25 protein-coding genes and 1 pseudogene are annotated in these 25,774 nt (G+C 66.1%); 14 read left to right on the top strand and 12 right to left on the bottom strand.

Annotated features, from left to right (window positions below; genetic code table 11):
• Positions 1-221: 221 nt before the first annotated feature.
• Both QW845_RS22940 and QW845_RS22935 read right to left on the bottom strand, forming a co-directional pair.
• Positions 222-2,987, bottom strand: coding sequence for an EAL domain-containing protein (locus QW845_RS22940; RefSeq protein WP_315803788.1), 2,766 nt, complete (start codon positions 2,985-2,987; stop codon positions 222-224).
• A 149-nt stretch (positions 2,988-3,136) separates the two neighbouring features.
• Positions 3,137-4,390, bottom strand: a complete 1,254-nt coding sequence (locus tag QW845_RS22935; RefSeq protein WP_315803787.1) for a FecR family protein — start codon at positions 4,388-4,390, stop codon at positions 3,137-3,139.
• Between the two features lie 127 nt (positions 4,391-4,517).
• Here QW845_RS22935 and QW845_RS22930 point away from each other — a divergent pair, with 127 nt between their 5' ends.
• Positions 4,518-6,314, top strand: coding sequence for a ShlB/FhaC/HecB family hemolysin secretion/activation protein (locus QW845_RS22930; RefSeq protein WP_315803786.1), 1,797 nt, complete (start codon positions 4,518-4,520; stop codon positions 6,312-6,314).
• Between the two features lie 513 nt (positions 6,315-6,827).
• A complete protein-coding gene (locus tag QW845_RS22925) occupies positions 6,828-7,223 on the top strand; it encodes a hypothetical protein (protein WP_315803785.1) in 396 nt (131 codons plus the stop codon).
• On the opposite strand, the gene QW845_RS22920 is transcribed toward QW845_RS22925, so the two are convergent.
• Both QW845_RS22920 and QW845_RS22915 read right to left on the bottom strand, forming a co-directional pair.
• The gene (locus QW845_RS22920; protein WP_315803784.1) at positions 7,224-7,736 is read right to left on the bottom strand and encodes a DUF1833 family protein; all 513 of its coding nucleotides are present in this window, start codon (positions 7,734-7,736) and stop codon (positions 7,224-7,226) included.
• A gap of 11 nt (positions 7,737-7,747) precedes the next feature.
• Entirely contained in the window at positions 7,748-8,995 is a 1,248-nt protein-coding gene (locus QW845_RS22915; protein ID WP_315803783.1) for a multidrug effflux MFS transporter, read from the bottom strand.
• Positions 8,996-9,200: 205 nt separating this feature from the next.
• On the opposite strand from QW845_RS22915, the gene QW845_RS22910 reads away from it, so the two are divergent.
• The 3 genes from QW845_RS22910 (at position 9,201) to QW845_RS22900 (ending at position 10,686) form a co-directional block, all read left to right on the top strand.
• Complete coding sequence (locus QW845_RS22910) at positions 9,201-9,521, top strand: hypothetical protein (RefSeq protein ID WP_315803782.1); 321 nt, start codon at positions 9,201-9,203, stop codon at positions 9,519-9,521.
• A gap of 1 nt (position 9,522) precedes the next feature.
• On the top strand, positions 9,523-10,158 hold the full coding sequence (locus tag QW845_RS22905; RefSeq protein WP_315803781.1) for a CAP domain-containing protein: 636 nt from the start codon (positions 9,523-9,525) through the stop codon (positions 10,156-10,158).
• A gap of 168 nt (positions 10,159-10,326) precedes the next feature.
• Complete coding sequence (locus QW845_RS22900) at positions 10,327-10,686, top strand: hypothetical protein (protein WP_315803780.1); 360 nt, start codon at positions 10,327-10,329, stop codon at positions 10,684-10,686.
• A gap of 64 nt (positions 10,687-10,750) precedes the next feature.
• On the opposite strand, the gene QW845_RS22895 is transcribed toward QW845_RS22900, so the two are convergent.
• Positions 10,751-11,476, bottom strand: a complete 726-nt coding sequence (locus QW845_RS22895; protein ID WP_315803779.1) for a Crp/Fnr family transcriptional regulator — start codon at positions 11,474-11,476, stop codon at positions 10,751-10,753.
• 122 nt (positions 11,477-11,598) lie between these two features.
• Here QW845_RS22895 and QW845_RS22890 point away from each other — a divergent pair, with 122 nt between their 5' ends.
• The gene (locus tag QW845_RS22890) at positions 11,599-11,835 is read left to right on the top strand and encodes a hypothetical protein (protein ID WP_315803778.1); all 237 of its coding nucleotides are present in this window, start codon (positions 11,599-11,601) and stop codon (positions 11,833-11,835) included.
• A 6-nt stretch (positions 11,836-11,841) separates the two neighbouring features.
• Here QW845_RS22890 and QW845_RS22885 read toward each other — a convergent pair whose 3' ends face one another.
• On the bottom strand, positions 11,842-12,429 hold the full coding sequence (locus tag QW845_RS22885) for a TetR/AcrR family transcriptional regulator (protein ID WP_315803777.1): 588 nt from the start codon (positions 12,427-12,429) through the stop codon (positions 11,842-11,844).
• Positions 12,430-12,628: 199 nt separating this feature from the next.
• Here QW845_RS22885 and QW845_RS22880 point away from each other — a divergent pair, with 199 nt between their 5' ends.
• Entirely contained in the window at positions 12,629-12,919 is a 291-nt protein-coding gene (locus QW845_RS22880) for a hypothetical protein (RefSeq protein WP_315803776.1), read from the top strand.
• Positions 12,920-13,046: 127 nt separating this feature from the next.
• A complete protein-coding gene (locus QW845_RS22875; protein ID WP_315803775.1) occupies positions 13,047-13,613 on the top strand; it encodes an HXXEE domain-containing protein in 567 nt (188 codons plus the stop codon).
• A gap of 134 nt (positions 13,614-13,747) precedes the next feature.
• Here the strand turns inward: QW845_RS22875 and QW845_RS22870 are convergent, their stop codons facing one another.
• The 6 genes and pseudogenes from QW845_RS22870 to QW845_RS22845 all read right to left on the bottom strand — a co-directional run bounded on the left by QW845_RS22870 (position 13,748) and on the right by QW845_RS22845 (position 18,857).
• Positions 13,748-13,963 (bottom strand): hypothetical protein, encoded by a 216-nt coding sequence (locus tag QW845_RS22870; protein ID WP_315803774.1) that lies wholly within the window; start codon positions 13,961-13,963, stop codon positions 13,748-13,750.
• Between the two features lie 163 nt (positions 13,964-14,126).
• Positions 14,127-15,578, bottom strand: coding sequence for a HAMP domain-containing sensor histidine kinase (locus tag QW845_RS22865; protein WP_315803773.1), 1,452 nt, complete (start codon positions 15,576-15,578; stop codon positions 14,127-14,129).
• 235 nt (positions 15,579-15,813) lie between these two features.
• Positions 15,814-17,373, bottom strand: coding sequence for a serine hydrolase (locus QW845_RS22860; protein ID WP_315803772.1), 1,560 nt, complete (start codon positions 17,371-17,373; stop codon positions 15,814-15,816).
• Positions 17,374-17,490: 117 nt separating this feature from the next.
• Positions 17,491-17,785 (bottom strand): annotated as a pseudogene (locus QW845_RS22855) (type II toxin-antitoxin system RelE/ParE family toxin).
• A complete protein-coding gene (locus QW845_RS22850; RefSeq protein ID WP_315803771.1) occupies positions 17,782-18,027 on the bottom strand; it encodes a CopG family ribbon-helix-helix protein in 246 nt (81 codons plus the stop codon). Before QW845_RS22850 ends, QW845_RS22855 begins: the two are co-directional and overlap by 4 nt.
• A 98-nt stretch (positions 18,028-18,125) precedes the next feature.
• Positions 18,126-18,857 carry an alpha/beta hydrolase gene (locus QW845_RS22845; protein WP_315803770.1) on the bottom strand — a complete coding sequence of 244 codons (732 nt, stop codon included), beginning with the start codon at positions 18,855-18,857 and terminating at the stop codon, positions 18,126-18,128.
• Positions 18,858-19,853: 996 nt separating this feature from the next.
• Between QW845_RS22845 and QW845_RS22840 the strand changes: the two genes are divergently transcribed.
• From QW845_RS22840 to QW845_RS22815, 6 genes are all read left to right on the top strand, one after another.
• On the top strand, positions 19,854-19,979 hold the full coding sequence (locus tag QW845_RS22840; RefSeq protein ID WP_315803769.1) for a hypothetical protein: 126 nt from the start codon (positions 19,854-19,856) through the stop codon (positions 19,977-19,979).
• 127 nt (positions 19,980-20,106) lie between these two features.
• Positions 20,107-21,681, top strand: coding sequence for a 2-isopropylmalate synthase (locus QW845_RS22835; RefSeq protein WP_315803768.1), 1,575 nt, complete (start codon positions 20,107-20,109; stop codon positions 21,679-21,681).
• 289 nt (positions 21,682-21,970) lie between these two features.
• Positions 21,971-22,987: a TRAP transporter substrate-binding protein gene (locus QW845_RS22830; protein WP_315803767.1), complete on the top strand. Its 1,017-nt coding sequence runs from the start codon at positions 21,971-21,973 to the stop codon at positions 22,985-22,987.
• Positions 22,988-23,108: 121 nt separating this feature from the next.
• Positions 23,109-23,675 (top strand): TRAP transporter small permease, encoded by a 567-nt coding sequence (locus QW845_RS22825; protein ID WP_315752772.1) that lies wholly within the window; start codon positions 23,109-23,111, stop codon positions 23,673-23,675.
• A complete protein-coding gene (locus QW845_RS22820; protein WP_315756319.1) occupies positions 23,672-24,997 on the top strand; it encodes a TRAP transporter large permease subunit in 1,326 nt (441 codons plus the stop codon). Before QW845_RS22825 ends, QW845_RS22820 begins: the two co-directional genes overlap by 4 nt.
• A gap of 149 nt (positions 24,998-25,146) precedes the next feature.
• Complete coding sequence (locus tag QW845_RS22815; protein ID WP_315803766.1) at positions 25,147-25,746, top strand: Spy/CpxP family protein refolding chaperone; 600 nt, start codon at positions 25,147-25,149, stop codon at positions 25,744-25,746.
• Positions 25,747-25,774: the final 28 nt, after the last annotated feature.

The raw sequence follows: 25,774 nt of genomic DNA, 5'->3' as shown, positions 1-25,774 counted from the left end.
TTGCCAAAAACCCACAACAGTTGAGCCTCGCAATATGCGGAAGCTGAACCGGACAGCCGTGGGTCAAGCCCGGCCATGACGGATCAGTGAGTCAGGCGCTCGCATGGGCCCAACCTTGAACTGGGCGCCCGGACATAACGGTGGATTAGTGCTCGACACGCGAGAGATGCGAGCGTGAACACGCATGGCCCATCCGCTCGCATCAATCCCGCCATCTCACCTCACGCCGCGCCGGCTTGGCGTGTGTCCTCGTGCACCTGCAGGAACCGCTGCGTGAAATCCGCTGCCGGCATCGGCTTGCCGAAGTGATAGCCTTGTCCCTGCTCGCAGCCGAGCCGCAGCAGGAACTCGGCCGTCGCCGCGTTCTCGATGCCCTCGGCGATCACCGACAGGCCGAGCTGCTTGCTCAGGCTGACCGTCGAGCCGACGATGGCCGCGTCGTCGGCCTGGGTCAGCACGTCGCGCACGAAGGAGCGGTCGATCTTGAGCCCGTCGAGCGGGAATTTCTTCAGATAGCTCAGGCTTGCATAGCCGGTGCCGAAATCGTCGAACACCAGGCTGACGCCGAGTGCCTGCAGCCGGTTGAACGTCTGCAGCACGCCGGGTTCGTCGTGCAGCAGGATGTCCTCGGTGACTTCGAGCTCGAGCAGGCGCGGCGACAGGCCGGTCGAGGTGAGCAGCTTGCTGACGAAGGCCGCGAGGTCGCCGGACTGGAACTGGGACGGCGAGAGGTTGACGCCGACGCGAATGTCGTGGCCGGCGAGCTGCCAGTCCCGCGCCTGCCGGCAGGCGGTGGCCATGACCCAGGTCGCAACCGCCTCGGAAAGATGCGAGGTGTTGACGACCGGAATGAAATCACCGGGAGGCACGAGGCCGCGGGTCGGGTGACGCCAACGGATCAGCGCCTCGGCGCCGATCACGCGGCCGTCCAACAGCTCCACCTGCGGCTGGTAGAACAGCTCGAATTCGTTCCGCTCGACGGCGAGCGCAAGCTCCGCCTCCAGCGTCAATCTCTGCTCGAGCTCGTGGCGGATGGCGCTCTCGAACAGCACATGGCCGCCCCGCCGGTCCGTCTTGGCGCGACAGAGGGCAAGGTGGGCATTGCTGAGCAGCTCGTCTGCCGAGTGCCCGCCCTCGGGATGCACCGCGACGCCGAGGGTGACCTTGACGCGCTGCTGGCGCGTGCCCGCGTCCAGCGGCGCCTCGAACAAATGCGACAGGTGATCGGCGAGCTCGGCCACCGTGCCGCCGATGGCGGAGCAGGGAATGGCGACGGCGAACTCGTCGCCGCTGAGCCGGGCGACGCGGCCCATGCTGCCGATCTCGGTGCGCAGCCGCTCGGCCGCCGCGCGCAAGACGCCGTCGCCGAAGGCGTGGCCGAGCATGTCGTTGATGCGCTGGAAGGCATCGAGCCCGACCACCAGCAGCGCCACGCGGTCGGACGCGGCATCCGCGGTCGCGATCATGGCGGCGAGCTCGCTCTGCAGCGTGTTGCGGTTGATCAGCGCGGTCAGCGTGTCGTGCTCGGCGAGGTAGCGGATGCGCTCGGCCTCGCGCTTGCGCGCCGAGATGTCGCGCAGGATCACGCCATATTGCAGGCCGTCGGCGCCCTGCCAGGCGGAGAAGCTCGCCTCGACCGGAAATACCTCGCCGTCCTTGCGCCGGCCGTCGAACTCGATCGTGGAGCCGTCGGGCATCAACGTCGCCGGCAGCGCCGCCTCCTGCTGCGGAAACAGGTCATGCGCGTCGCTGCCGTCGGAGCGCAGATGCGCAAAGGGCTGGCCGATGATCTCGTCGGCGCCATAGCCGAAGATCGCGACCGCGCCCGGATTCCACACCGTGATCCGCCGGTTGCGGTCGGTACAGACCAGCCCGTCCCCGATCGACATCGCGATCCGCTCGAAACGGCTCTCGGCGACGTGCCGCAGCAGGCCGCGGAAGTCGATCTCGTCGAGGGCGGTGGCCGCGAGATAGGCGACCAGCGCGATCTGCAGCAGCGAGGTGTCGAGCACCACGGCGTAGCGGTCGTGCAGCAGCAGCGCCACGGCCTCGATCAGGACGCTGATCATGGCGATCAGCAGCGCGCGCCGCGCCGCCGAGAGGTGCCGCCAGCTCGCCAGCATGATGATGACGATCAGCAGCACGCCCGCCATCGTGGCCGCCGTCGACGTCGAGAGCAGGGTGCGATGCTGAATGATGGACTCGGCCGCCAGCGCCTGCAGCATGACGCCGGGCAGGACGCGGCCGTTCGGCACGCTGTAATAGTCGCCGAGCTCGATCGCAGTCGCGCCGACGATCACCCGCTTGTCCTTGAGCCTGGCCAGTGCCGCCGCGTCGCCGCGGACGACATCGACATACGACACCCGCGGCAGCGACGACAGATCGATGCCGTAGTCGACCAGGAAAGAGCTGTTCTTGACCGCGTCGCTGCCGGCGAGGAACGCGCCCATGGATTGCAGGAAGGTTTTGCCCCCGCCGGTCTCGCAATATTCGCCGAAAGCATAGCTTCTGACGCGGCCATCGCGCGCCACCTCGATATTCACGAAGGCCGACCATGCGAGCTGCTCGAATTGCGGCAGCGGCCGGTTGAGGTGAACGGCGGTGTCCTTCCCGGCCGCATCGAGCTGCCTGAAGGCCGGCAACACGACCGAGCTCTTGGCATTCTGCAGCGCGGTCAGGAACGCCTGATCGCCGGCCGCGTCGGACGGTGTGCTGAAATCCACGTCGAAGGCGACGTCGCGGACGCCGGCGCGCTGCAACTGCTCGAGCAGGCGCGCATGCTGGGTCCGTGGCCACGGCCAGACGCCGATGGCTTCGATCGAGCGCGGGTCGATCGCGACCACCGCGATCTCGCCGCTGGCGGGGCGGTTGTCGAGGCGAAAGCGCAGATCGACGAGGGCGTTGCTCACCAGCTCGTGGCCGCCCGACAGGCCGACCGTCAGCAGCGCAACGACGACCAGAATATGCGGCATGAACCGCCTGAACATGCCCTCTCCCGAATATCTGCGTGCCACGTCGACGCCCGCGTTCCCGATCCCGACCTCATCCCGCTCCGACCGCAGAGCCATGGAACCCTGCGAGCCCGCGCTCCCCCATGACGGCGCATGACGCAGGCGTGACGCTCGATCGGGACTCCCTAGTTCTTGCTGTGGCCGTAGGCGTAGGCATTGCCGTTGCCATGGTTGCCGTTGCCATGGTTGCCGCTGTTGCCGTTGCCGCTATTTCCGTTACCGCTGTTACCGTTGCCATTGCCGTTGTTGCCTTGGCTATCGTTGCCCTGGCCGTTGTTGCCGTTACCGCCATTGTTGCTGCCGCGGCTGCCACCATTGGCATTGCCGTTGCCGGCGTCGCCATTGCCGGCTGCATTGGCGCTGGCGGATCCGCTTGGCGAGCCGACCGCCGCGGTGACGGCAGCTGCGATCGAGGAATCTCCCGACGTGCCGCTCGCGGTGGCCGAATTGCTCGTCGCATTGCCGCTGTTGCCGCGCGCGTCATTCCAGGCGGCGTTTCGTCCTCCACCGGCGGCCGGCGCGTGGGCGCCATGGGCGAGGCCGCGTGTCGCCTTCTGGATGTTCAGGTTGACCTCGCCGATCGATGACGAGATCCGCACCACGCCGGGCTTCGCGCCGCCGAATCCGGTCGCGGAATGCCGCTGAGCGGCGACCGTTGTGCCCGGACGCGCGGGCGGGCCGTTGACGTTCAGCGCGTGGATCACGCTGCCCTTGGCCTCGCGCGGCGCCTGCAGGCCGTCGCGCGGCACCGGAACACGATCGATCGTGGAGGCGCGCGGGCGGCCCTGCTCGATCGGGCTGAAGCTGCCGGCGCCGGACAGGCTGAGGCCGGAGCGGCCGGTCGCAAAGGCGGTGGCGGCCTGGCCGGGCATCACCTGGGCGATCTGGCCGGTCTTGAAATCCGACACCTGCACCTGGCCGCGGCTGACCTCGACCTTGGTGCTGCGGCCGGAGATCGTGACGCTGAACTGCGTGCCCTTGACGACGGCGGCGAGATAGGGCGTCTCGACCTCGAAATGCTGGACGTTGCGCTTCTCGACGTCGAGCAGGATCGAGCCGGCGCGCTGCAGGATGGTCGTCGCCATGCCGTCCCTGGCCGCGGTGGGCAGGCCGACTTCGGAGTTCGGCGCGATCACGATCGTCTCGGCGCCGCGGGTCAGTCGGACGCGGCCGGTCGGCCCGGTCCGGATCGTATCGCCTGGCTTCAGCGGGTCCTCGCGACCGAGCGACACCTGCGCTGCGCCCTGGGTGGTGACCCAGACCTCACCGGACGATTTGCTCACCAGCCACGGCTCACCGTCGGCCGCGAATGCGGCCGGCGTTGCCCCGAAAAGGCACGCGGCGATCAGTCCCGGGATCAGGAAGCGCTTGGATGACATGGCACGAACTCGCGTCGTTGGCAGCTTTTGAAACTAATCGAAATGTTTCAAGAGACCCTTAGGAGTTGCAGCCGCGTTTCCCTCACGCATTTACGCTTCGTTGACCTTAACAAACTAGAAACGAGGCATGCGCGCTGGTTGTGTCGACGGAACTGGGAGGACTGCGGGTTGGCGCGACGTCGCGGCCGGACCGCACGGCTCGCGACGGCTGCATCGAACCGCGATCGCCGCCGGCATTTCCCTGTCCGCGTCGCTGTTTGCAGCGACGGCCCAGGCGCAGCAGGTCAGCCAGCCGAGCTTCGACCCGCGGCAGACCGAGCGATATTTCGACGAGCAGCAGTCGCGGTTGACGCAGCCGCCGCCGCGGCCGCGTGCGCCGCAATTCGCGCCTCAGGGCGGCGGCGATCGCAAGCCCTTGTTCACCATGCGCGGCGTCACGCTGACGGGGGCGTCCGCGCTGCCCGCCGAGCAGCTCGCCGCGAGCTATCAGCCCTATCTCGGCAAGCCGGTGTCGCAGGCCGACCTCGCCGCGATCACGACCGCGATCAGCGATCAGTACCGCGCCGCCGGCTATCATCTCAGCCGTGCGATCGTACCGCCGCAGGACATCCGCGATGGCCGGGTGCGGATCCAGATCCTCGAAGGCAGCATCACCGAGGTGACCTTGAAGGGTGCCGGCGCGGAAGAGTTCGGCATCCGGCCGATGCTCGCCCCCGTGCTGGCCGAGCAGCCGTCACGGCTGGAGACGCTGGAGCGGCAGTTGCTGCTGATCAACGGCCGCGGCGGCGTCCGTCTGGTCGATTCCGCGCTGGAGGAGATCGGCGGCACCACCGGTCGGTTCCGCCTGGTGATCGAGCTGCAGACCTGGCACGTCTACGGCTTCGCCGGCGTCGACAATCTGGGCTCGTCGACCGTCGGTCCCTGGCAGAACTACGCCACGGCCGCCTTCAACTCTTATCTGCTGCCGGGCGACACGCTCACCGCCAACCTGTCGACGACGCCGGGAGATCCGCGCCAGCTCGCTTTCGGCCGGCTGTCCTATGAGGTGCCGGTCGGCACCGACGGCGCCTATGTCGGCGCCTCCGCGCTGTACAGCGAGGTGCGGCCGGGCGACCGGAGACGGCTGTTCAACGACAACACGGTGACCGAGACGCTCGAGCTGCGCGGCGGCCTCATGCCGATCCAGTCGCAACGCGCCTCGCTGAAGCTCAATTTCGCGGCGGCCTTCAGCGACGTGACCGAGCGCGACCTGTTCGGCATCTGGTATCGCGATCGCGTGCGGACGCTGACCTTCACCGCCGACTACCGCTGGAAGGATGATCTCGGCGGCGACAGCTACCTGACGGCGGCGTACCGGCAGGGCCTGAACGCGTTCGGGGCGACGCCGCTCGACGATCCCCTTGCGTCGCGCGCGGGCGCCTCGCCGAGCTTCTCGGTCTTCAGCGGCTGGTTCGCGCGCTATCAGACATTGTCCGAGGCGTGGTCGCTGAAGCTCGCGGCCGCCGGCCAGCTCGCTTCGGGTCCGCTGTACAATTCGCAGCAGTTCTATCTCGGCGGCCTCGCCTATGGCCGCGGCTATGGCAGCGCCGAGATCAGCGGCGACAACGGCGTCGCCGGCACGTTCGAGGTCCGCTTCGAGCAGAAGCCGAACTGGCAATATCTCACGAGCTACCAGCTCTACGGCTTCTTCGATGCCGGGCTCGCCTGGAACGACGGCTTCCGGCCGTCGGACGGCGTGGCGCTGACCTCGGCGGGAGCCGGGATCCGCTTCACCTTCCCGAACGACTGGCGCGCCGACCTCGGCGTCGCCGCGCCGCTCAGCTACCGTGCCCCCGACAACACGACGCGCAGCGCGCGCCTGCTTCTGACGCTGTCGAGCGTGCTCAAGCTGTGCCCGCAGCGCGGGCAGGGCCCCTGCATCTGAGAACTGGCGGGATCGGTGCGGCGGCGGATGTCCGCTCTCCCGTTGGGCGAGCGCGCCTGCGCGACCTCGCGCGCTCCGGATAGCCGGCAAACTCATCCAGCATCCAGCGTCGCGAGAAGCCATCGGGCGCGCCCACCTCTGGCAGCGCGCGGCCGAACAGCTCGCGCTGGACATGACACGCAAGGTCCAGCGGTTGCGCGACTGCCAGCTGATCGGGGGGGGAGAAACTTCGCCCGCTCGTTGCATCCCATCTCAGTTGAACTTTCTCTGCAACGCTGCCATATTTTCTAGTGCAATTGGAGGTTGTGTAATGGCCGACGAACCTAAGTCCGACACACCGAGGCCCCCAGCGGAAGAGCCAACGGCGGAACACGAGCTCCCCGCGGAATTGTGGTGGAAAGAATTCCTCAGGGCCAAGACAAGCTCAACTGGCGCTGCAGCACCCAGTGCCCCTCCGAAGGAGGCGAAGCTTATTAGTCTGGCGAGGCTTTTCAGCCGTTCCTCGAACATGCGATGAAGCTTCAGGGCTACCGCGACGCGTTCACGATGTATACCGCCAAGGTGAGCGACATCTGTCGTCACCTGGGTCTGACGGGCGTTGTAATCATTTGGACCTTCAAAAAGGATGTCGCCGGACAATCCGCTATTCCGAGCGAGCTTCTGCTGCCGCTCCTTCTTATTGCGTCCGGTCTACTGGCTGATCTGCTGCAGTATTTCCTGGGAGCGATCATCTGGTTCTTGTACTATCGGAAGCAGGAAATCTTAGGCACCAAAGAGGATAAGGATATCGGTCACACGCCGCTGCTCGACCTTCCCATGAACGTCCTGTTCCTGTTGAAAGCCGTTCTGTTCGTTGTCGCTTATGGATGCATCGCAGGCTATTTCTTTCGAGCCATCTCGTTTTTATGATCAAGGCAACAGGCTCGGAAACTGCTGATATGTGTAGTCTTTCGAGATCCACGACCATGCCGTCAGCGTCGTCCCGGTGATCGGCACATTGCGCAATTCGAAATGGACGCGGCCACGGGCCGGCCTGGTCAGATCGCTGCCAAGATATTCGCGATAGAGCACGTCGATATAGGCGCGTACGCCGAGCGCGGCACGGATCTGCGGCACCAGCTCGCGCGCGATATTGTCGATCGATATTCGGCAGGACGGCGGCTGCGCCTCGCGCTGCGCCGGATGGTCGGCCTGGAACGGACAGGCGACGAAGGTCACCGTGCTTCTGGCGTCACGCGGCGCACCGGCCTTGATGCCGTAGCTCATGTCATCGCCGACGTTGGCGACCACGCGCGCGGCCTGCGCGAAGGACGGATGCCTCCGTGCCGAGGGACTGGGCCCCTCGGTCGGCGCGACGCGCCGACCTCTTCCGACGGAGCGGAGGTGAGAGGAGATCGCGGTTGGCGCTCGGGTCTCGATCAAGTGCCTCAGATCTAGACCGGCTTGCCATGGCCGTGGAACAGCCGGCCCTTCTCGGTGATCAGGACGATGACCAGCGCGCTCGACGTGCAGGCCAGGAAGCCCGCCGCGAACGGCAGCGCGCTGCCGTCGAAGGCCTGGCCGACGACGGCGCCGGCGGCCATGCCGAGCAGGGTCGTGATCGAGCCGTAGAGCGAGGACGCGGTGCCGGCATTGGCGCGCTGCGGCTCCATCGCCAGCGCGGTGAAGTTCGCGAACATCAGGCCGAACGTGAACATCATGCCCGCCGACAGCAGCATGAACAGCCACAGCGGCAGCATGCCGAGAACCGCCGCGCTGAAACAGGCCAGCGCGATGACGACGCTGCCGACCAGCGCGCCATGCGAGATCATGCGCATGCCGAGCCGCCCGACGAGGCGGGCATTGAGGAAGCCGGCGACCGCGATGGTCACCGCGATCGCCGCGAAGGCGAGCGGGAAGTAGCGGCCGAGATGATAGACGCCGGTGAACAATTGCTGCGAGGACAGCACATAGCCGAGCACGGCGCCGAAGATGCCGCTCGCGGCGAGCGCATAGCCCAGTGTCTGGCGGTTGGTGAGGGTGTTGCGGAAGGCCGCGATGATCTCCTTGACCGAGAACGGCTTGCGCTCGCTCTCGGGCAGCGTCTCGGGCAGCCGCATCGCGGTCCACAGCAAGGTGACGATGCCGTACAAGGTCAGCACCACGAAGATGCCGCGCCACTGCGTCAGCAGCATCACGGCCTGGCCGAACGACGGTGCGATCACGGGAATGGCGATGAACACCATCATCGCCAGCGAGACCACGCTCGCCATGCGGCGGCCGGCATAGCAGTCGCGCACGATCGAGGTCGCAATCACGCGCGTCGCCGCGGTGCCGAGGCCTTCCAGCGCGCGCGCCAGCAGCAGCATCTCGAAGGACGGGGCGGCGATCGCGAGCAGGCTGGCGACCGCATACAGCACCATGCCGCCGATCAGCACCGGGCGCCGGCCGAAGCTGTCGGACAGCGGGCCGATCACGAACTGGCCGAGGCCGAAGCCGATGACGAAGGCCGACAGCACCGTCTGCAGCCGGTTGGCGATGTCGATATGGAACGAGGCGCCGATGTTCGGCAGCGCCGGCAGCATCATGTCCATCGCCAGCGGATTGAGCGCCATGATCGCCGCGACCACGATGACGAATTCGGTGAAGCCCATCGGCCGGTGGCGGACGATCTCGATGGTGTCGGCACTGGTATCAGCCAAGGCGCGGGCCTTCCACGGTGTTGGGAATGCGGGAGAGAGCACCGATAGATATCGGGTTTGCTGCGTCGCACAAGGCGTGTTTCGGAATGGCTGCTCACCGGTGCCGGCGTTGGCGTGATTGTGACTGCCCGTGAGCCGCTGAAAATTGCGCCGGCGGCGCCGCGATGGTAACGGCCGTGTGATCGACGTCCGGATCCAGGCCCGCATGAAGACCTACAAGATCGTCGTCCATGTCCCGGAAGCGGCGGGTGACGCCGTGCGCCACGCGATGGGCGAGGCGGGCGCCGGCCGCATCGGCAACTATGATCATTGTTCGTTTACCTCGAAGGGCACCGGCCGGTTTCGCCCGCTCGCCGGCGCCAACCCGGCGATCGGCGCGGTCGGCCGGCTCGAGACGGTCGAGGAGGAGCGCATCGAGGCCGTGTGCGCCGGGGACAGGCTGAGGTCCGTGATCCAGGCGATCCGCAGTGCGCATCCCTATGAGGAGCCGACGATCGACGTCTATGCGCTCGAGAGGGTGGACTAGCATGCCGATGCTTCATCTCATGCTGCGCGGCTTCCGCACTCTCCTGATCGCGGCGCTGTTCGCCACGACCGCAGCGTCCGCGGCGCGGGCCGGCGACGCCGCGCCGGCCGACCAGATCTCGGCGTTCCGGCTCGCCCATGGCGAAGGCCGCGTGACGCGCGACGCGACGCTCGACCGCATCGCGATGGAGCAGGCGCGCGCGATGGCCGACAAGGACGACCTCAGCCACGAGGTGCTCGCTCCCTTCACCCGGCGTGTCGCGCCGTCGAAGGCCGGCCGCGCCGCCGAGAACATCGCCTATGGCTATGACAATTTCGACAAGACGCTGGGGCAGTGGATCAACTCGGCGGGCCACCGCAAGAACCTGCTGCTGCCCAAGGCGACCAAGGTCGGTATCGCCAGCGCAAGGAATGCGAGCGGCAAGCGTACCTATTGGGCGATGGTGATCGCGGGCGACTACGACGCCGACAAGCCGAAGGGCGCTCCGAAGAGCAAGGGCAAGGCCGTGGTCGCGCAGACGGCGACACGATCCGGGAAGGGCGACGCCAGGCCGGCGACGCGCTGGGGCGCCAAGCCGCCAACGTCCTCCGCCAAGGACTGCCACCTCAGCATCAAGGTCATCGGTCTCTGCATCTGAGCGCAGGGCCTGCGGCCGCTGCTGAACGCGACGCCCGCCGCGCGATCACGTCGTTGTGCGAGGGAGGCTTGTTGCCGAGGCGAGTTTCATCGGATATGCAAGCAATGGTTGTCTTTTGGACAGCCAGTATCGTGAAGATTTTTCATCTCATTTTGAACGGAGACCATCATGGCAGTCATTGAGCAGACATCGGCCACCACCAGCACTAATCCGCAGACCGTCTCGGCGACCTACCAATGGTCGCTCACGTCCTACGAGGAGCAGGGCAATCTGTGGCTCAAGTGGAGCACGAACGCGCCGTTCCGCGCGCAGCAGGGGCAGATCTCCGTCTACAGCGGCAGCAGCTTCCCTTCCGATCCTCAGAAGGACCGCAAGGCCTGGTCGTGGGACAACGAGCACGGCGGCGGCTCGGGATGGGACACGGGCTTGCGCTACGGCTCCGACTGGCATTGCGCCTGGATCGCCGAGAAGAGCCCGAACGGGCCCTACGCCTACGCGGTCAAGCTGATCACCAAGGTCGCCGCCTGACCTGAGGCGGCGCGAGAGGTGGGCTCGACGAGCCCACGTACTTCGCCGCGCTGAGACCTGTGCCTCAGCGCGGCTGCTTCTTCAGGTGCAGATAGCCGGGATCGAACTCGCCGATCGCGCATAGCCGCGTCCAGTCGTGCACCGTCAGCATGCCGCTGCGGAAATCGACCGCGCGGCTGGCGCGCAGCTCGAGCAGCGTGCGGTTGACCGTCGCGATCGCCATGCCCAGCGCCTCGCCGAGCTGCACGAGGCTGACCGGCAACTGCAACTGATCGTCCCGGACGTGTCCGAGCGCGCGGGCGCGATAGAACAGTTCGCAGAACATGTGCGCCATGCGCGCCGGCTTGCTCCGCGCGCTGTTGTTGGTGATGGCCTCGCGGAAGATCGACGCATCGATCAGCGTCTCGCGCCAGATCGCAAAGCCGAGCGTCGGCCGCCGGCTGATCGCGCGGGTCAGCTCCTTGTGCGCAATGCTCGCCACCACCGCCGGCCCGATCGCGCAGACGGCGTGATCCATGCGGTCGAGGAAGATCGCCTGGGCGTCGGGCCAGTCACCCGGCATGTGAAAGGAGAGATACTGCCGCTGGCCGCCGGACAGCAGGTGATAGCGCGCCACCCATCCGGAGATCACGACGACGGAACGGTCCGGCTCGTCGCCCTGGCGGATGAGGTCCTCCTGATCGGCAAGCTCGCGCAAAGCGAAGCTGAAATGCCGGATCTCGGCGATGTCCTCGCCGGTCAGCTTCGAATGCTCCCTGAGCTTCTCGGTGACGATCCGGTCCGCATCCATGAAAATCGTACCGTCCGGGCGCTGTTTTGTATCAAATGAGACGACGGAGCCGGCGATGCCGACTAAGGTGGCTTTCAGCAGATGCGGTCGAAGTTGCCGGTCGCCGCATCGGGAGAACAGCCGTGCCCCACATCGCGTTCCTCTCCCGGCTCCGCCAATTGTTCGGTGGCACGGGGCCGCATATCGAAACCATCGCAGCTGCCCTCGCCGACGGCCGCATCAAGCAGCCGGCGCATCCGATGTCGGATCAGGAGCTGTCGCGCGCGATCCGCGAGTTCCAGAGCCGGCCGGCCTCGGAGGAGGCCTTGAGGAAGCTCGCGGAGCGGCTGGCGGCCGCGAAGCCCGACCGCCCCTCGTGACGGCTCTCATGACGATCTGGCGGGATCCGGCTCCAGCAGGAACAGCATCAGCCGCACCAGTTCGTCCTCGAGCTCGCGCGTGCCGACGAGGCGATGCTCGCGCATGAGGGCAGCCCGGATCGGGCCCAGCGCAGCGCGGACCAGGATGAAGCGCCGCGCGGCCGGCATCGCCTCGCTCCGCAAACCCACCGTCTGGATCAGCCGTTCGGTCATGCGGTCCACCATCTCGTGCAGCGCCTTCTGCAGCTCCGCGTCATTGCCCAGCAGGCCGAGCAGATAGCGCCGCACACGGTGGCGGCCGGCGAACGGGGCGAAGCCCTGGCGCACCGCTGCGCGCACGATCGCCTCGCGTCCAAGCCCGCGATGCGCCTCCAGCGCCTCCCCGAACTCCGCCTCCTGGCGAGCGAACTCGCGCAGCACCAGCGCACGCAACAGTGAGGTCTTGTCCCTGAAATAGCTGTAGAGCGTGCCGATCGAGAAGCCCGCGCGCTCGGCGATGGCGTTCGTGCTCAGGCCCTTGCCGCCGCCGCTCTGCAGAAGTTGAGCGGTTGCCTCGAAGATCACGTCGAGGGTCTGCCGCGTGCGCTTCTGCACCGGGGTTTTTCGAAGTATTTCAGGAGCTTGCTGCACGGTCTGGACCTCGGCTGGCGGACGGGCGAAATCGAGTAGGCGTTGCTGCCGGCTCGGGTTAGATCAGAGCCCGCATGCAGGCGGCCGGACAATGAGTGGATGTGCTCCGGACCGGGCCTGCTTGCGCCGGGCTGAACCTCATTTGAACGAAGGACTGATTGCCATGCTGCGCGTCGCATTCCCGTTTGTCACATTCATCGCCGTCTCCCAATGTCTTCTGTCGCAGGCCGCGCTGGCCGGCAACCGCGCCGCCGCCGACAGCTGTGCCGCCAAGCTGTCGCCGGTGGCGAAGCAGATCTACGACGCGTCTGCGCCGGCCATCGGCCCGGACAGCGTCGTCAAGGACGTCATCGTCGAGCGTGTCAGGCCGCTGGTGATGGCCGGCAGGTTCGATCGCGACACTGCCCGCGCCAACGCCACGCCGGCCGGCGAATGCCTGGTGCTGCTGAAGTAGGTCGCGCCGCGCCCCGCAAGGTTTGGCGGCTGCGATGGGACATCAGGCCGCAGCCTCCCGGAGCAGGCGGCGTCGCCCCGGGGCAACCCGGCTTGGCAAGTTCGGCCGACTCGCGCATCACTAGGTGATGCTGGAGCTTCTCACCCGTCACTGGGTTGCCGGCGCCGTGTTCATGGCCGCGGCGCTGCTGGCGTTGGTGCCGCTGCTGGCGGCCGACTGGCCGCTCGCGCTGCTGCTGATCTTCCTGCATTCGCCGGGCTACATGATCCACCAGGTCGAGGAGCACACCGGCGACCGCTTCCGCAGCTTCGTCAACACCGTGATGTTCGGCGGCCGCGAGGCGCTGACCACCGGCGACGTGCTTTGGGTCAATTGCGGCGCGGTCTGGGGCATCGACCTGATTGCGCTCTACGTCGCCTGGATCGCCGGCCCGGCCTGGGCGCTGGTCGCGCCCTATCTGATGCTCGTCAACGCGCTCGGCCATATCGGCCCGGCGCTGCGTTTTCGCGGCTACAATCCTGGCCTCGTCACCGGCATCGTCCTGTTCATTCCGCTCGGCCTCGTCACCGTGCTGACGATCCCGGCCACAGCGGCGCAGCATGCCCTTGGCTTCGGCCTGTCGCTGCTGCTGCATATCATCATCGCCGCCAACGCGATCCGTCGCGCCCGCGGCGCCGGTCTGGCCAAGGCCTAGAGCGCCGAGCGCATCTGACATGTAGGGTGGGCAAAGGCGCGCCGTGATGCCACCGCGCGCGCGCCACAGCGCGGATTGATTCGCGACATCACGGCGCACCTTTGCCCACCCTACGACGCCACGTTACGACGTTCTCAGCCGCGGCCCTTGTTGTCGTTGTGGTCCTGATACTGCTCGGTCTCGACGCAGCGGCCGTCCTGGCCGCACTCGCGCGAGTTCTCGGTCTTGTCGCGGTTCGACAGCACCATGTTCTCGCCGACCGGGTCCTCCTGCAGGTCGGTCATCGCGCCCGAGCCGTCGCCCTTGGCCTTGATGCGCGGCGGCCGCAAGACGCATGAGCAGCTGCGCATGCTGGAGCGCAGGCCGTGCGGGGCACAGGGAGGTTCTCATCTGCTCGTGCGATCGCTCGTTCGTGACGGCGGCAGAGCGGTGCGACGGTTCCTTGCCTGATCGCCGCGATGCATCGCGCGGGGACAGTTCCGCGGCGAGCCTCGATGCGCGCGATCATCGGGATTATTGCGCTGCTGCGAGCTCCAGCTCGGCCGGCTTGCCCGGCCCGATCAGCGGAATGTCCAGCGTGATGCGCGTGCCCTGCTGCGGCCGGCTGTCGAGCTCGATGCGGCCGCCGAGCGTGGATGCCACGAGGTTGAAGGCGATGTGCAGGCCGAGGCCGGCATTGCCCTTCTCGCGGCGCGTGGTGAAGAACGGGTCGAACACCCGGCCGCGCACCTGGTCGCGCATGCCGACGCCCTGATCGGCGCAGACGATGCGCACCGACTCATCGCTGGGCTGTGCGACCTCCACGGTGAAGACGCCGCTGCTGTCGCCAGGATAGGCATGCGTCGCCGCATTGAAGGCGAGGATGCTGATGACCTGCCCGAGTGCGCCGGGATAGCTGGTGAGCACGATGCCCTCCGGGCAGGACAGCACGACCGTCAGTCCCTGGCGCACCAGCAGCGGGCGGAGCTTGGCGACGTGATCGGTCATCCAGCTTTGCAACTCGAAGGTCTGCAGCGCCTCGTTGGCCTGGTCGACGGCGACCTGCTTGAAGCTGTGGACCATCTCGGAGGCACGATGCAGGCTCTGCGTCGTCAGGTGCAGACCCTGCTGCAGCCGCGCGACGCCCCGCGCCAGATCCGAGCGCCGCACCGGGCCGCCGCCAAGCATGCGCGTGATCGCCTGGACGTCGCCTTCCATCGCCGTCGACGTGGTCAGCGCCAGCCCAAGCGGCGTGCTGACCTCATGGCCGACCCCGGCGACGAGCTGGCCGAGCGAGGCCAGCTTCTCTGCCTGCACGAGATGGGCCTGCGTGGCATGCAGATCGCGCAGCGAGGTCTCGGAGCGCTCCTTCTCCCGCTGCAGTGCCTCGGCAGTGCGGAACTGCTTGCGCGCCTGGTACTCCCGCGCCCCGACCGCATAGAGCGAGAGCAGGCAGGCATTGCCGACCAGCGAATGATCGATGAAGCGCAGGCCCGGCGGCAGCGGCTCCGTCGCGAGACTCTCGGCGACCGCCAGCGCGCTCCAGCTCGTCGCGCAGAAGATCGCGTAGGAGCCGGTACGCAGCGGCAGCATGGTGGACACGAACAGGATGACGATGATCATGCCGGCCGCGGAGTAGGTGAAGCCCGACGGCAGCACCCAGTAGATCGTCGGCAGCACGCAGCCGGGGATCACGCAATAGACCAGATGGATCGGCTCCGCCCATCGGCGCGCCGGCGTCGACAGCAGCGCCGTCAGCGGCAGCAGCACCAGCACGGCGGTGCCGCCGCGGATCGCGAGCGTCGTTGGCACGATCTCGGGATAGAGCACGAAGTCCCACAAGGTGTAGCCGGCAAAGGTGAGCGCACCGAGCAGCATCGCGATCTGCGTCCAGGCGGTATTGCCATGAACAAATTGATCAACGAAGCGCCGCTCCTCGACGGCATCCTCGAAACGCAGCCCCAGCCGCTCCAGCAATCCCAACATTATGCCATCGCAATCGAAAAACGATCCCCCACCGCAGGACGAGCCGCGGCGGGAGGGCAGACATACACGAGATGAGCTGCTCGCGAAAACGACGGGAGATCGCAGCCGTGGCCTGCGGCACGCGGAAGGTTATTAGAACTGTTCCAAACTGTTTCCGGCCCGGTCTGCCGGTCCGTCAGCACCAAGGCATCCGGACTCCGCTGCTATCAGGAGTTTGGCGGAGCCGATCGGGGACTCATGGCGCCGCCTGACCTTCGATCGCCAGATCCTTGCCATAGCGGCCTTTGGTTCTGAACATCACCTTGTCGCCATCGAAGGTGAGCCGCCAGTTGCGCTCCTCGCCCTGGCCGATGAACTGCACGTCGATCGCGAAGGTCGTCGGATCGACCCAGTTGCCCTTCATGGCGCGGTAGACGTAGGGCTGCCAGGGGTGAGGTTGCGCAGTCGCTCGATAGAGGCCGTCGAGGCCGATCGGGCTCTGCAGATGAACTGTTCCCCCGTTGCGGTCTCGCGACGGGATGTCCCAGGTGACCTGCGGCTCGGGTCCGGTGAGGCTGAGGGTGATTGTGTTGATGCCGAGCGGGCCGGGCGGAAATGTGTAGGTCTTGCCCGAGATCGTCGCCGCGATATCCGGGACACTGCCGACCGTGCCTCGCGTCTCCGTCCCGGCCTCGCTGATGGCGGCCGCCAGAGCCTCCTTGGCTCCATCAGCGGCGGGCAGGGCCTCATTCGATTTCACCGTGGCCAGGATCTCATTCGCGAGCTTGCGGAACGGACAGAAATTGCGCGCGGTCATCACGGCCACGATGTCAGGGTCCGGCAGCACCATGATGACCTGGCAGTGATAGCCGACGGCCATGAAGACGTTCCGCTCCGGCAGGGCCCAGAACTGATCGGCATAGCGGAGCCCCGGATCGAACGTCGCGTTCATGCTGACGGTGGCGTGGTTGACGGCTTCGATCCAGTCGAGGGGCAGCAATTGCTGCTCGCCCCAGCGGCCACGGCGCAGATAGAGGTAGCCGATCTTCGCCATGTCGCGCGGCTTCAGCGCGAGCCCGAATCCGCCGCCGGAAATCCCCTTGGAATCCTTGAACCAGGCGTGCTCGGTGATGCCAAGCGGCGCGAACAGTCGTTCCCGGGCAAAATCCTCCGCGCTCTTGCCGGTGAGCTTGGTGACGATGGCGGAGAGCAGATGCGAGTTGCCGCTGTTGTAGTAGAACGTCTCGCCCGGCGCATGCGCCATCGGACGGTCGAGAACATACTGCACCCAGTCGGGGCTTCGTCCCATCTCGTACAGCGACGTCTCGGCGCCGCCGTTGTAGCCCTCGTCCCAGTCCAGGCCGGAGGTCATGTTGAGCAGATGCTGCACGGTGAGCGCCTGCTTGCGCGCGTCGACATTGTCGATCCTGCGATCCTTGAAGAAATCGAGCACCGGATGGTCGAGGCTGTCGAGCACGCCATCCTTGAGCAGCATCGCGATCAACGTGGCGACGACCGCCTTGGTCGAGGAGTTGATGATGTGCAGCTCGTCGTCCTTGTAGGGCGCGTAGGACGCATCGAGCACGACGCGGCCGTGGCGTGTGACCAGCAGGCTGTCGAACCTCATGGTCTTGCCGGCGGCGACGAGCTTCGTCAGCGCCGCGGAGTCCATGCCTTCTTCCTCGGGCGAGGCGGTCGCCCAGCCGGGCTGGGGGAAGCGGGAGAGGCTGGTGTCCTCCGCCGAGGCCGTGTCGGCGAAGAGACCAGCAAACAAGGCCGCCGCGACCAACAAGACGTCAATCCTGAGACGCACCATGCCGAACGTCCTCTGTTGAACATAGCGATGATACGGTATCAGAAGACCCCAATCCATCAAAGATTGTGTGACAATCATATTGCGCGCGACAGCACCGGCGTATTGCCGGTGACAGGGTCAGAACCCGTCCGGCCATCTCTGAGCCGAGTGCATCACGGTCAGAATCTCGATGCCGGCCGTCGTCGGGCGATAGGGCACGATGTAGGGGATATCTGTGAGCACGAGCTCACGGGTGCCGGCCACGCGGCCGGGGCGTCCGATGTGGGGGCTCTCAGCAAGGGATTCGACCCGCAAAAATGATGCGCGCAACGACACGGGCGGCAGCTGCGGGATTGTCTTCGGCAATGTACGAGCCGATCTCATCGAGGCGCCGCAGCGTTCTTCTTGTCCATCGGATGGGACGTTGGCTCATCCTCGTCCGGCTGGCTTCACGTATTTGGCGATGACCTTCGCCACTTCGGCGTCGCTGGCGAAGTCTCCTTGCTCAGCTTCGGCCAGACCCGCCTCGATCTCGGCAAGTTGCCAGGCTTGCCGGTGCACGAATTCCTCAATGGCACCCGCAGCGACTTCGGAGCGCGGACGGCCGAGCCTCTCGGCGAGTTCGTCGAGCTTTGCAGACGTCGCATCTGAGACGCGGACAGTGAAGGCAGCCATGGGATTTGTCTCTCGGTTGGCGCGGGTTGTGTGTGAGACCAACCGTCCGGTCAACGGCCTCCGTCAAGGATCGTCGGATCGTCCGAGCGTTTTCGCGCTCACGCCCAATGCGCCCGCAGCGCCGCCGCGATGCTCTGTGGCCGCTCGACGATGCTCCAGTGCCCGGCGTCCTGCTCGACGTGCAAGGACGCGCCGTGGTGTTGTGCGAAGCGGCTGAGCGTGTCGAGCGGCACGTAAGGGTCTTGCGTGCCTGAGATCACGAGGCCGCGTCGCGGAAGCTGCGCCAGCCGCGCGATCCAGTCGCCACTGAAGCAAAGCCCGTTCGCCGAGCGATACAGCGCGAGGATCGCGCGCTTCATCGGCGACTGCCAGGCCGCGGCTTCACGTGCGGCGAGGTCGGCCGGCAGTCCGCTCTGGCGGAACATCCGCGCCATCAAGCGCTGCGACGACAGCGTCATGAAGATCTCGCCGAGGACCGGCGTGTTCCAGATCCGTGCGATACGATGGCCGCGATAGGCGGCATCGAGGGCGCCGCCGGCGACGGCCCACGAGCGCACCAGCTCAGGCCGCAGCGACGCCGCACGCAACACCAGCAGTGCGCCCCAATCATGCCCGACCAGGTCGAGCGGCCCGACCGCCGCATGCTGCGCCTCCATCAGCGCGACCAGCCAGTCGGCGTAAGCGTCCTTGCTACATGCAAAGCCGGCCGGGGCTTCGCCGCAGAAGCCGGGCAGGCAGGGGACGGCAACGGTCTCCCCGAGCGCCGCGATCAGCGGCCCCCAAATCACCGGCGTGTCAGGGACGCCGTGGAGGAAGATGCGGTTGGTCATGACCTCAATGTATCACGGGCGCGATCTTCGTATTCCGCGAAATTTTTTCTTTCCTTTTTTCAGAAATCATGCTTATCTCCGGCCATCCCGCCTCATCGGAGAGGGGCGTACGCGTCGTCACGATACGTGGAGTGCGGGGAGCGATGGCCGTGAGGCGCCGGTGGACGACTGGCGGTTTGCGGACGGCGAAGTCGTGTGGTCCTGGCGCCCCGAAGCTGGCGTCAAGCCGGCGGCGTTCATGACGAGCGCGCCGGTGACGGGGGCAATCAAGCCGGTCCCCGGGGAGAGCGCGAAGTAAGCCGTAAAGCCGTTGCGCAGGGAAGGCCGGGTTGTCCTGGCCGAGCCTGTGGTTCCTGCCCCGTGCACTTCTTTCCGCACGGGGGCCGCGGGTGTCGGCAGACGCCCGGCCTTCCCTGCACCCTCGAATTGCAGAGGGTTTGATGTCGAGGATCAACCCGGGCGCGGACGTGCTGCGGGGATGATGAGGTGCGTGCTGATGCAGATGCCGACACCGCCAACCACACCCTCACTGTCATCCCGAACAAGCGCGCGGCACGCGCGCGCCGATCCGGGATCCATAACCCCAGGGGAGATCTGCGAGGCGCGATGGCCGCTTCATCCCATCCAGCCACACCAGTCACGGCGTATGGATCCCGGGTCGGCGGCCACCAACGCTTCGCGCTGGCGGCCTTGCCCGGGATGACACCGTTTGTGTGGTGGGCCGGTGCTGGCCGATCGGGACCCCTGCAGATGCCGACACCGCCAAACATGCCCTCGAGGTCGGCCCGGACGAGTGTGCGGCAGACGCGCGCAGATGGATCCATAACCACACGGAGATTCGCGACGCAGACGCCGCAATACGTCACCCCTTCTGACCCTTATTCGGCGTTGCGACGCCCTCCCATTCCCGGTAAAAGCACCGTCGAGGGCACCCCGGCAACGATCCATCAATGGTTTTGCCGCACCATTTTCGTGTCTTCGCAAAAGGGTTTGGCAATGCTGATTCGCAGCGCAGAGATCGAGGCCATCGCCGGGGCAGACGCCCGGTCGATCGCGCTCGCCCCGCTGCCGGCTCGCGGCCTGACCGGCGCGCTCGAGCTTCTGCTTCTTAGCTGCCCCTGAGGGCCGGCTGGGCGGGATGCGCCTGGGCACTCAGGGGGCTGCTTCGACACCGAAACACCCTTCAGCGCCCAATGTTCAGAGATCCTGACCGACAAGCGCACCACCCGACAAAATTCGAGGAAAGCCAATGTCCAATCCCGTTCAGTCCGACAAGGACCGCGTCGTCATTTTCGACACCACCCTGCGCGACGGCGAGCAGTGCCCCGGCGCCACCATGACGTTCGAGGAGAAGCTCAACATCGCGGCGATGCTGGACGACATGGGTGTCGACATCATCGAGGCCGGCTTCCCGATCGCCTCCGACGGCGACTTCGAGGCCGTCAACGAGATCGCGAAGCGCTCGAAGAACGCGGTGATCTGCGGCCTGTCGCGCGCCGGCGCCAAGGACATCGACCGCTGCGCCGAGGCGATCCGCCCGGCCAAGCGCGGCCGCATCCACACCTTCCTGTCCACCTCGCCGGTGCACATGAAGTACAAGCTGCAGATGGACCCGCAGCAGGTGTTCGAGCTGGTGATCTCCTCGGTCACGCGGGCGCGCAACCACACCGACGATGTCGAGTGGTCATCCGAGGACGGCACCCGCACCGAGTTCGACTTCCTGTGCCGCTGCGTCGAGGCCGCGATCAAGGCCGGCGCCACCACCATCAACATCCCGGACACCGTCGGCTACGCCGTGCCGGAAGAGTATTACGACCTGTTCAAGCGTGTGCGCGAGACGGTGCCGAACTCCGACAAGGCGGTGTTCTCCGTCCACTGCCACAACGATCTGGGCATGGCGGTCGCCAACTCGATGGCCGGCGTACGCGCCGGCGCCCGCCAGATCGAGTGCACCATCAACGGCATCGGCGAGCGTGCCGGCAACGCGGCCCTGGAAGAGGTCGTGATGGCGATGCGCGTGCGCAATGACAAGCTGCCGTTCTGGAACAAGATCGACACCACTCAGCTGACGCATGCCTCGAAGGTGGTGTCGGCGGCGACCTCGTTCCCGGTGCAGTACAACAAGGCCATCGTCGGCCGCAACGCGTTCGCGCATGAGAGCGGCATCCATCAGGACGGCATGCTGAAGAACGCGCAGACCTACGAGATCATGCTGCCGGAGACGGTCGGCGTGAAGCAGACCTCGCTGGTGATGGGCAAGCATTCCGGCCGCCACGCCTTCGTCCACAAGCTGGAGGAGATGGGCCACAAGCTGTCGAGCAATCAGGTCGAGGACGCCTTCGTCCGCTTCAAGGCGCTGGCCGACCGCAAGAAGCAGATCTACGACGAGGACATCGAGGCGCTGATCGACGAGGGCATGGTGAGCGCCCATGACCGCATCAAGCTGTTGTCGCTGTCGGTCATCGCCGGCACCCGCGGTCCGCAGCGCGCCACCATGAAGCTCGACGTCGACGGCGTGACCAAGATCGAGGAGAGCGAAGGCAACGGGCCGGTCGATGCCGTGTTCAACTGCATCAAGTCGCTGGTGCCGCACGAGGCCAAGCTGGACTTGTACCAGGTCCATGCCGTGACCGAGGGCACCGACGCGCAGGCCGAGGTCTCGGTGCGGCTGTCGCAGGACGGCCGCTCGATGACCGCGCGCGCGGCGGATCCGGATACGCTGGTGGCCTCGGCCAAGGCCTATCTGGGGGCGCTCAACAAGCTGGTCATGAAGCGCCAGCGCGACGTGGCGCAGGGGCAGGGCGCGACGGCGGCAGCGGGCTGATCGACAACGTCATTCCGGGGCAGCCGCGAGAGCGGCTGAACCCGGAATCCGGAGCTTGGTTTGCATCCTGCTCTGGCCATATCGAGGTTCCCCGATGCGCAAATTGCGCATCTGAGGTTGGCGCTTCGCGCCGCCCCGGACGACGCGAAGATGGTGCGTTGCAGCACGGGAATCCCCGGCTCTGCGGCTAACGGTCAATGGCATTCCGGCCGGCGACCCGCTAACAATGTCCCTGGCATACAAAGCGGGGGCATCATTGCAATGTCCCCCGAAACGTCGGGAGGACACCTTGCACTTCAAGTTTCGCCATGTGATCGCCACCGCCGCCTCGCTCGCGGTGCTCGCGCTGGCCGGCCCGGCCCTGGCCGCCGACAATCCGATCGTGATCAAGTTCAGCCATGTGGTGGCCTCGAACACCCCGAAGGGCCTCGCCGCCGACAAGTTCAAGGAGCTGGCCGAGAAGTACACCGACGGCAAGGTCAAGGTCGAAGTCTACCCGAACTCGCAGCTCTACAAGGACAAGGAAGAGCTCGAGGCGCTGCAGCTCGGCGCGGTGCAGATGCTGGCGCCGTCGAATTCCAAGTTCGGCCCGATCGGCATCAAGGAATTCGAGGTGTTCGATCTGCCCTACATCCTGCCCGACCTCGCCACCCTGCGGAAGGTGACCGATGGCCCGCTCGGCGCCAGGCTGCTGAAGCTGCTCGAGCCCAAGGGCATGATCGGGCTGGCCTACTGGGACAACGGCTTCAAGCAGATGAGCGCCAACAAGAAGCTCGTCGATCCCGCCGACTACAAGGGCCTGAAGTTCCGCATCCAGTCCTCGAAGGTGCTGGACGCGCAGTTCCGCACGCTCGGCGCGATCCCGCAGGTGATGGCGTTCTCGGAAGTCTACCAGGCGCTGCAGACCGGCGTCGTCGACGGCCAGGAGAATACGCCCTCGAACATTTATACCCAGAAGATGCACGAGGTGCAGAAGTACATCACGCTGACCAATCACGGCTACATCGGCTACGTCGTGGTCGTGAACAAGAAGTTCTGGGACGGCCTGCCGCCGGATATCCGTGCCGCCTGCGAGAAGGCGATGAAGGAAGCGACCGCCTACGGCAACAGCCAGTCGGCGAAGGAGAACGACGACGCGCTCGAGGAGATCCGCAAGTCCGGCAAGAGCGAGCTGGTCAAGCTGACGCCGGCCCAGGACGAGGCGATGCGCAAGGCGATGATGCCGGTGTACAAGGACGTCGCGGGGCGCGTCGGCCAGCCGCTGATCGACGAGTTCCTGAAGGAGACGCGCGGCTCGACCAACTGATGGCGTGAGGCGAGCGGTGCGCGGGCCATGGTCCGCGCACCGAGGGGGCGACGCACTCGGCGCGCAAGAAGGCAGACGGCGCAGCCAAGCGCCGCTGACGTTTGATTGTGGGGGAGGGGACTTGGGCTTTCTATTGCGCATCCTCGATCGGCTCGAGGAGATCCTGATCGCATTTCTGATCGCGGCGGCGACCTCGATCATCTTCGTGGCCGTGCTGCACCGCTATCTGGTCGGCGTGCCCTTCCTCTATCCCATCCTGTTTCCGATCGACCTGTCCTGGGCGCAGGAGCTCTGCATCTACATGTTCGTGTGGATGGCGAAGTTCGGCGCCGCCTATGGCGTGCGCACCGGCATCCATGTCGGCGTCGACGTTGTGGTGAACATGATGCGGCCGTCGCTGCGCAAGGTGACGATCCTGTTCGGCCTGCTGTGCGGCGCGCTGTTCACCTCCATCATCGGCACCATGGGCGCCAAGTTCGTCTACGGCCTGTCGCAGACCGACCAGGTGACGCCCGACATGGAGCTGCCGAGCTGGCTGGTCTATCTCTGCATCCCGCTCGGCTCCTATCTGATGTGCTTCCGCTTCCTGCAGGTGGCCTGGCACTATCTTCGCCATGACGAGCTGCCGCATCACGACCACGCCTATGTCGAAGGCGTCGACCCGACGGCGACGGAGGCGCTGCGATGAGCAGCCTCCTCATCTTCAGCCTGCTCATCTTCCTGATGCTGACGGGCATGCCGATCTCGATCGCGCTCGGCCTCACCGTGCTGTCGTTCGTGTTCTTCATGACCAACGTGCCGACCGAATCGGTCGCGCTGAAGCTGTTCACGGGCATCGACAATTTCGAGATCATGGCGATCCCGTTCTTCATCCTCGCCGGCAATTTCCTGACCCATGGCGGCGTCGCCCGAAGGATGATCAACTTCGCGACGTCGATGGTCGGGCACTGGTATGGCGGCCTCGGCCTAGCCGGCGTCGTGGCCTGTGCGCTGTTCGCCGCAGTCTCCGGCTCCTCGCCGGCGACCGTGATCGCGATCGGCTCGATCATGCTGCCGGCGATGGTCAAGCAGGGCTTTCCCAAGCGCTTCGGCGCCGGCGTCATCACCACCTCGGGCGCGCTCGGTATCCTGATCCCGCCGTCGATCGTGATGGTGGTCTATGCGGTCGCGACCGGCGGCAGCATCGCGCTCGATCCGGCCGGCCACCGCGTGTCCTCGGCCTCGGTCGGCCAGCTGTTCATCGCCGGCGTGATCCCCGGCCTGATGCTGGCGAGCCTGCTCGGCTTCACCACCTTCTACCGGGCCTGGAAGAACGACTACCCCCGGATGCCACGGGCAAGCTGGGCCGAGCGCTTCACGGCCTTCCGCAAGTGCGTGTGGGGTCTGCTGCTGATCGTGATCGTGCTCGGCGGCATCTACACCGGCAAGTTCACGCCGACTGAGGCCGCGGCCGTCAGCGCCGTCTATGCCTTCGTCATCGCGGTGTTCGTGTATCGCGATATGTCGCTGAAGGACGTGCCGAAGGTCTTGCTCGGCTCGGCCAACATGAGCGCGATGATCCTCTACATCATCACCAACGCCGTGCTGTTCTCGTTCCTGATGGCGAACGAGAACATCCCGCAGCAGATCGCCAACTGGATGGCGGCGGCCGGCGTCAACTGGATCGTGTTCCTCCTGGTCGTCAACATCCTCCTGCTGCTCGCCGGCAACGTGATGGAGGCGACCTCGATCGTCTTGATCATGGCGCCGATCCTGTTCCCGGTGGCGGTCAAGCTCGGCATCCATCCGGTGCATCTGGGCATCCTGATGGTGGTCAACATGGAGGTCGGCATGTGTCACCCGCCCGTCGGGCTCAACCTCTACGTCGCCTCGGGCATCGCCAAGATGGGCATCACCGAGCTGACCATCGCCGTCATGCCCTGGCTGCTGACGATGCTGGGCTTCCTCGCGCTCGTCACCTACGTGCCGGAAATCTCGCTGTGGTTGCCGCGCATGCTGGGGATGCTTTGAGGCGCAGACATGAAATGACACCGAATTGCAAAAACAGAAAGGTATTTGAAGCAATTACATCTTCGTAAGGTCGTACACTCTGTCCAAACTGTAAGTTGAAGGTGCGGAACGGCGGGCTCATGCTGATCCGACTTTCCAAGGAGGTTGGCATGAGAAGGTTCACCATCGCCGCTGTCGCCGTGCTCGCCATCGCCGGCTCGACCGCGGTCTACGCCCAGCGCGGCTGGTTTCATGATCACATGCATCATGCGCGCATGAATCCGGAAGATCGCGCCGCCATGCTGGATGCGCGCATCGCTTCCGTCCATGCCGGCCTGAAGCTGACGGCGGACCAGGAGAAATTGTGGCCGCCGGTCGAGAGCGCGGTGCGCGATCTCGCCAAGCTGCGGTTCGACCGCGCCAATGCGCGGATGACCGACGCAGCCCAGGACAAGGACATCGATCCCGTGGCGCGGCTGCGCGAGCGTGCCGATACGATGGCGGTCACCGCGGATGCGATGAAGAAGGTCGCCGACGCTGCCGACCCGCTCTACAAGACGCTCGACGACGGCCAGAAGCGCCGGCTGTCGATGCTCACCCGGCCGATGGGGCGCATGATGGGAACGGACGGTCCGCGCCATCACCGCTGGATGGAGCGCGGCGAGGGCGGCATGGAGGACGGTCCGCGCTTCGGCGGGCATCGCTTCGGCCCGGGATCGATGGGCCACATGGGCTGGTCCGAGGAGGAACGCGAGTCCGGACGGCTCTGAGCGCCGGTTAACGATCCTTCTGATTTCA

The organism is Bradyrhizobium sp. SZCCHNS3002, from assembly GCF_032377435.1.
Classification (GTDB): Bacteria; Pseudomonadota; Alphaproteobacteria; order Rhizobiales; family Xanthobacteraceae; genus Bradyrhizobium.
Note: the sequence above shows the minus strand (reverse complement) of the source record. Positions and strands in the feature narration are given on the sequence as shown.